General features: G+C 71.9%; 5 protein-coding genes. 2 read left to right on the forward strand and 3 right to left on the reverse strand.

What is annotated here, in order from left to right; translation table 11 throughout:
• Window positions 1-215 (reverse strand): ferredoxin (locus AOK23_RS42145; RefSeq protein ID WP_063791508.1); only part of this gene is annotated, 215 nt, incomplete at its 3' end.
• A gap of 31 nt (window positions 216-246) precedes the next feature.
• Window positions 247-1,446: a cytochrome P450 gene (locus AOK23_RS42150; RefSeq protein ID WP_169800390.1), complete on the reverse strand. Its 1,200-nt coding sequence runs from the start codon at window positions 1,444-1,446 to the stop codon at window positions 247-249.
• A 273-nt stretch (window positions 1,447-1,719) separates the two neighbouring features.
• Here AOK23_RS42150 and AOK23_RS42155 point away from each other — a divergent pair, with 273 nt between their 5' ends.
• Window positions 1,720-2,196, forward strand: coding sequence for a MarR family winged helix-turn-helix transcriptional regulator (locus AOK23_RS42155; RefSeq protein WP_055542939.1), 477 nt, complete (start codon window positions 1,720-1,722; stop codon window positions 2,194-2,196).
• Window positions 2,197-2,270: 74 nt separating this feature from the next.
• Here AOK23_RS42155 and AOK23_RS48275 read toward each other — a convergent pair whose 3' ends face one another.
• A complete protein-coding gene (locus tag AOK23_RS48275; RefSeq protein WP_055717677.1) occupies window positions 2,271-3,305 on the reverse strand; it encodes an SCO2400 family protein in 1,035 nt (344 codons plus the stop codon).
• A gap of 473 nt (window positions 3,306-3,778) precedes the next feature.
• On the opposite strand from AOK23_RS48275, the gene AOK23_RS42165 reads away from it, so the two are divergent.
• A complete protein-coding gene (locus tag AOK23_RS42165) occupies window positions 3,779-5,491 on the forward strand; it encodes a lysyl oxidase family protein (RefSeq protein ID WP_240496823.1) in 1,713 nt (570 codons plus the stop codon).
• The last annotated feature ends 62 nt before the right edge of the window (window positions 5,492-5,553 follow it).

Here is a 5,553-nt window from a genome sequence, read left to right on the forward strand (position 1 = left end):
CCGCTCCCGCTCCCGCTCCCGTCCTCGTCCACCGTGATCGCCGAGGTCGGGCAGACCGCCGCCGCCTCCCGGACGGTCGGGTGGTGGGGCGGGGCCGGTTCCGGGGTGAGGAGGACGACGATGCCGTCCTCGTCGCGCTGGTCGAAGACCTCGGGGGCGAGCAGGACGCACTGGCCGGCGCCGCAGCACCTGGTTTCGTCGACGCGGACCTTCACGGGTGTCGCCTCCTTGCCGGGGTGTGCGGGCTCACCAGCGGACCGGGACTTCGCGGAGACCGCCCACCAGCAGGCCCTCCACCTTGCGCAACTCCTCTGTGGGTACGGCCAGTTCGAGTGTGGGGAGCCGGCGCAGCAGGACCTCCAGGACCACGTGCAGCTCGGTGCGGGCGAGGGCCTGGCCCAGGCAGGAATGCGGCCCCGCCCCGAAGGTGAGGTGCGGGTTGGGGCTGCGGGTGAGGTCCATCTCGTCGGCGTCGGCGAAGACCCGTTCGTCGCGGTTGGCGGAGGACATCCCGCAGCACACGGTGGTGCCGCGCGGCAGCACCTTCCCGTCGAGGTCGAGGTCCTCGCTCAGATAGCGCCGGATGCCGAAGCCGCCCAGGTTCGCGTCGAAGCGCAGCACCTCCTCCACCGCCGTACGGATCAGCGACGGGTCCCGGAGCAGCCGCTCCCAGCGGTCGCGGTCCGACAGCAGCAGCGCCACCATCTTGCCGATCATGTTGGCCGTGGTCTCGTGGCCCGCGACCAGCAACCCCATGCCGGTGGAGAGCAGTTCGGCGTCCGTCAGCCGCTCCTCCTCCGGCAGGGCCGCGCCCTCCACGATCAGCATGCTGAGCAGGTCCTCGCCCGGCTCGGCCCGCTTGGCGGCGATCAGGTCACGCATGTACGCGGCGAACTCGCCGAACGCCGCCCGTGTCTCCTCCTGGGTGAAACGGCTGACGTTCAGGAACGCGTCCGACCAGTGCGAAAAGCGGTCCCGCTCCTCGGTCGGCGCGCCGAGCAGTTCGCAGATGACGTACACGGGCAGCGGGAACCCCAGTGCCGCCTTCAGGTCGGCGGGCTGTCCCCGCTCCACCATCTCGTCCAGCAGCGACTCGGCGATCCTCGTCATCCCGGGGCGCAGCGCGGCCATCCGCTTCGCGGTGAAGTACCGGCCCACCTGGCGCCGCCAGCGCTGATGGGGTTCGCCGTTCTCCGGGATGGCCAGCTCGTACTCCGGGTCGGCGTCGGCCGCGACACCGCCCGCCCCGTCGGCCGAGAGCCGCGCGCTGTCGTCCCCGGCGGTCGGCCGCGCGAAACGGGGGTCGGACAGCATCGCCCGCACATCGGCGTACCGGCTCAGGAACTTCGCCCGGTCACCGCTCGGCAGCTCGACGGTCGCCACCGGGCACCGCTCCCGCAGCCGTTCCCACGCGGCGGGCGGCTCCAGCGGCCCCGGGCTCACCATCGGCAGCCGTACGACCTCCTCGTACGGTCCGTGCGAGTCGTGCGAGTCGTGCGGCGCGTGGTGCGTGCGTTCGTCGTCCCGGTGGGCGTTCTCGCCCGTCTCGACCTTGCTCATCTCGACGTCTCCTCAGTGGGGGCGGAGTGGAGATCGCAAGGCACGCTACTCGCGCTGTGCATGATGCATCAATGGTGCATCATGCACTCACCATGCATGGCGCAATTTCGACGTAGGGTGAGGGGGTCATGGAGGCCAGGCAGGCAGAAGGAGACCGGTGTGGATGCCCGTGAGGCGGGGGAGCGCATCGAGCGGGAGCTGCTGATCCTGACGCGCAACCGCGAGACGTCGACGCCCCGCGGCGTCCGCGGCGGCGGTGCCCTGGACCGCAGCGCCTACGTCCTGCTCAGCAGGCTGGAGGCCCAGGGGCCCATGTCCATCCCGGACTTCGTGGACGCGTTCGGCTTCGCCCCGTCCACGTTCACCCGGCAGACCTCGGCGCTGCTGCGCGACGGTCTGGTGGAGCGGACCCTCGACCCCGACGGGGGAGTGGCCCGCAAGTTCCGGATCACCGACGAGGGGTTGGCGCGCCTCGCCGAGCAGCGCGAGGTGTTCGTCGACGGCATCAGCGGGGTCATCGCCGACTGGCCCGCCGAGCGGCGCGAGCGATTCATCGCCGACCTACGGCAGTTCAACACCGACGTCGAACGCGTCAGCGGACGTTCCTGGCCACGCCCGATGGCCGGCGACCGCTGACGCCGACGTACAGACCGGCGGCCGGTCCTCGGTGCGAGGGCCGGCCGCCGGTCTGCGAAGTCACAAGGGTGCTGTCAGCTGACGCACACGATTCCGCCGAGCAGGCACAGGCCCGACGGTGAGGTCGCGTCCGAGTCCGAGGAGCCCGAGCCGCCGGACGAGCCCGTGTCCGAGCCGGAGCCGGACCCCGAGCCCGTACCCGAGCCCGAGCCGGTCCCCGTCTCCGTACCGGAGCCGTTCCCCGAACCCGACCCGGAACCCGCGCCCGTGCCCGTGTCCGCGCCCGAACCGCCGCCGGAACCCGTCGAGTCGTCGGTGGCCGGGGGCGTGGTCGCCCCGCCCGAGGGGGTGTCGGTGGAGCCGTTCGCGCTCGACCCGCCGTGTGACGAGGAGCCCGTCTGCGCCCGTTGAGCCGAGGGGGGCGTCGTGGCCGTGCGCGGTGAGTTGCCCGTGTCGCCCCCGGTGTTCCGCTGCTGCGCGTCGGACCCGTCGTACGAGGAGCCGCCGCCGCGCGCGTGGCCCCGCGAGGTGTCCGGGGAGCGCCGGGTCTCGTCGGGGCGTGTGTCCGGTGTCCGGCCGCTCTGCGAACCCTGTTCCTCGACGGCGCTCAGGCCCTCGGCGTCCGGGGCGGTGGCCGCCTGCGTCCGGTCGGTGGACTGCCGGTCCATGCCCATCACGGTCAGACCGCCGCCGACCAGCGCCACCGCGGTCGCGACCACGGCCCGGCGCTGGTTCTTCTTCCAGCGGGCCATCTGCCGGCGCCGTGCCGCCCGCCCCTGCGGCGCGGCCGGCACGCCCTGCACATCCTCGACACCGTCGACGCCCTCGATGCCATCGGCGCCCTCGGCGTGCGCGACACCGGCCGGGACCAGCTCCGTCGACGGTCCCGCCGCCGGCTCCTGCTCCGGCTCCGGCCGTCCGCCGTCGTGCCAGGTCTCCTCGGCGCCCGACGCCGCGTACTCCCAGGTCGCCGCCGGCACCGTCGGTGCGACGGCCATGGCGGTCGTCGTGCCGGGCGCCGAGGGGGCTATGTCCGGCGCGTAGGCGCCGCAGCCGGGGCAGACGAGGGCGCCGTTGAGATGTCGGCGACATGAGGAGCAGTAGTCCATGGAGGTCTTCCTGTGTCGGCATGCCGTCGACCCGCCGGGCCGCGGCCCGGTCACGTCGTTCGCACGTGGGATCGAGCGGATCGAGCGGTCAGCAACGCTAACGAGCCATTCTCAGAGCTGTGTGCACACTGTGTGATGCTCCTGCGTGGGTTCTCCGGGGACTTCGCACCGGTGCACGGCCCGGTGTTTGGACGTCACCGTCCGCGTTTTCGCGCGTCACCGTCCGCGAGTCCGGTCGTCACGGTCCGCGTTGTCGGGCGCCACCGTCCGCTGGGCGGGCGCCCCCGGACCCTCTTTTCTTGATTTCCTCTTCAACAGGCAACCCCCGCACGGCTTTCACCTGTCTCACAGGGTGCTCACAGACCGGTGTGCGCCGAGGGCGTTCGGGGGAGCGCCAGCACCATCGGCGGCCGGTCGTCCGTGGGTTGTCCAGTCCGATGCCACTGACCATGGCACTCGCAGACGAGGAACCGATGACCAGTCAAGAACACCGCAGCCGTCTGAGGCGTCCCGGGCTCGCCGCCCTGGCCACGCTCGCCGTAGTCGCCACCGTGGCGGGGGCCGCCCCCGGCGCGGGCGCCGCGCCCGCGGCCAAGGCCGGCACCCCGAAGCTCAAGCTGATCGCCGCCTCGAAGTCCGTGACGACCTACCGGTACCCGGAGGGCGGCACCATCCTGGAGCTGGGGACGTACGTCACGGTCGACGGCGCGCCCCTGGAGTTCAAGGTGACGCGGAAGTCCTACAAGGACCCCATCGTCGCCCAGCAGATCTTCCGCAACGGCAAGAAGACCACGACGCGGACCCTGCCCGCCGGTCTGATCACCGACCACGGCGGGCTGCCCGGCTTCCTGGAGATCTCGCTCAAGAACTCCGCTGGTCAGCAGGTGCTCAAGACGGCCAGCGACTTCTGCCCGAACAACGCCTCCGGCCGTATCCGCCCGGACGCCCCGTCGACCTCGCACTACCCGCAGAGCTGCTCGCGGAACCCGTGGACGCTGGGCTCGGTGTGGGGTGTGGAGAAGGGCTGGGCGGTCAACACCACCCAGTACCGCTACGACGACACGGTGGACATCCCGGCGGGTGAGTACACCGCGGAGGTCGGCGTGGCGAAGAAGTACCGCGACCTGTTCGGCATGTCGAACGACCGGCCCTCCGTCAAGGTGACGGTGGTGCAGTACGACGAGGGCGGTGAGGGCGGCGTCGGTGTGGGCGCCAAGTCCTCCGCCCACCACGCCGCCGGGCACGGCGGCCACGGCGGTCACGGTGGTCACGACGCCGCCCCCGTCGACCCGACCCAGCAGCCGATGCACGGCTTCGGCCCGCGCGGCGAGGACGTCCCGATGCCGCCCGCCCTCCCCCACGCCCTGGAGGACCGCGGCCTGGCCAAGCACCTGGGCGACGGCCCCGGCCACACCGACGGTTCGCGCATCGCGCCCGCGCTGCAGCCCGCCGCGAAGCGGCCCACCGGCAAGGCCGGCGCCCCGGCCAACGTGCCCAAGCCCGACCTGCGTTCGCTGCCGGCCTGGGGCATCGCCATCACCGACGGCGAGGACGGCGACGTACCGGGCAAGGACTACCTCGCCTTCAGTGCCAACGTGTGGAACGCGGGCCCCGCGCCCCTCGTCGTGGACGGTTTCCGCAAGCCGGGCGCCGACCTGATGGACTCGTACCAGTACTTCTACGACGCCAAGGGCAAGCAGGTCGGCTACTCCCCCGCCGGCACCATGGAGTGGGACCCGCGCGAGGGCCACGAGCACTGGCACTTCACCGACTTCGCCAGCTACCGCCTGCTCAGCGCGGACCAGACGAAGGAGGTGCGCTCCGGCAAGGAGGCGTTCTGCCTGGCCAACACGGACGCCATCGACTACACGGTGAAGGGCGCCAACTGGCACCCGGAGAACACCGACCTGGGCTCCGCGTGCGGTTCGCAGGAGGCCATCTCCGTCCGTGAGGTCCTCGACGTCGGCTCCGGCGACACCTACACCCAGGAGCGCCCCGGCCAGTCGTTCGACATCACCGACCTGCCGAACGGCACGTACTACATCAAGGTCATCGCCAACCCGGAGAACCGTCTCAAGGAGAGCGACACCAAGAACAACGTCGCCCTCCGCAAGGTGGTCCTCGGCGGCAAGCCCGGCGCCCGCACGGTGAAGGTGCCCCCGCACCACCTGATCGACGCCCCGTAACCGGCGGCCGCACGGTCATCGCACAGCGACGAACCCCCGGGTCCCGGACCCGGGGGTTCGTC

Source organism: Streptomyces torulosus (assembly GCF_001419765.1).
GTDB classification, from domain to species: Bacteria; Actinomycetota; Actinomycetes; order Streptomycetales; family Streptomycetaceae; genus Streptomyces; species Streptomyces torulosus.

Coding starts and splice junctions, on each gene's coding strand:
- AOK23_RS48275 (WP_055717677.1), bottom strand. CDS start 3,305: ATGGACTACTGCTCCTCATGTCGCCGACATCTCAACGGCGCCCTCGTC.
- AOK23_RS42150 (WP_169800390.1), bottom strand. CDS start 1,446: ATGGTGAGCCCGGGGCCGCTGGAGCCGCCCGCCGCGTGGGAACGGCTG.
- AOK23_RS42165 (WP_240496823.1), top strand. CDS start 3,779: ATGACCAGTCAAGAACACCGCAGCCGTCTGAGGCGTCCCGGGCTCGCC.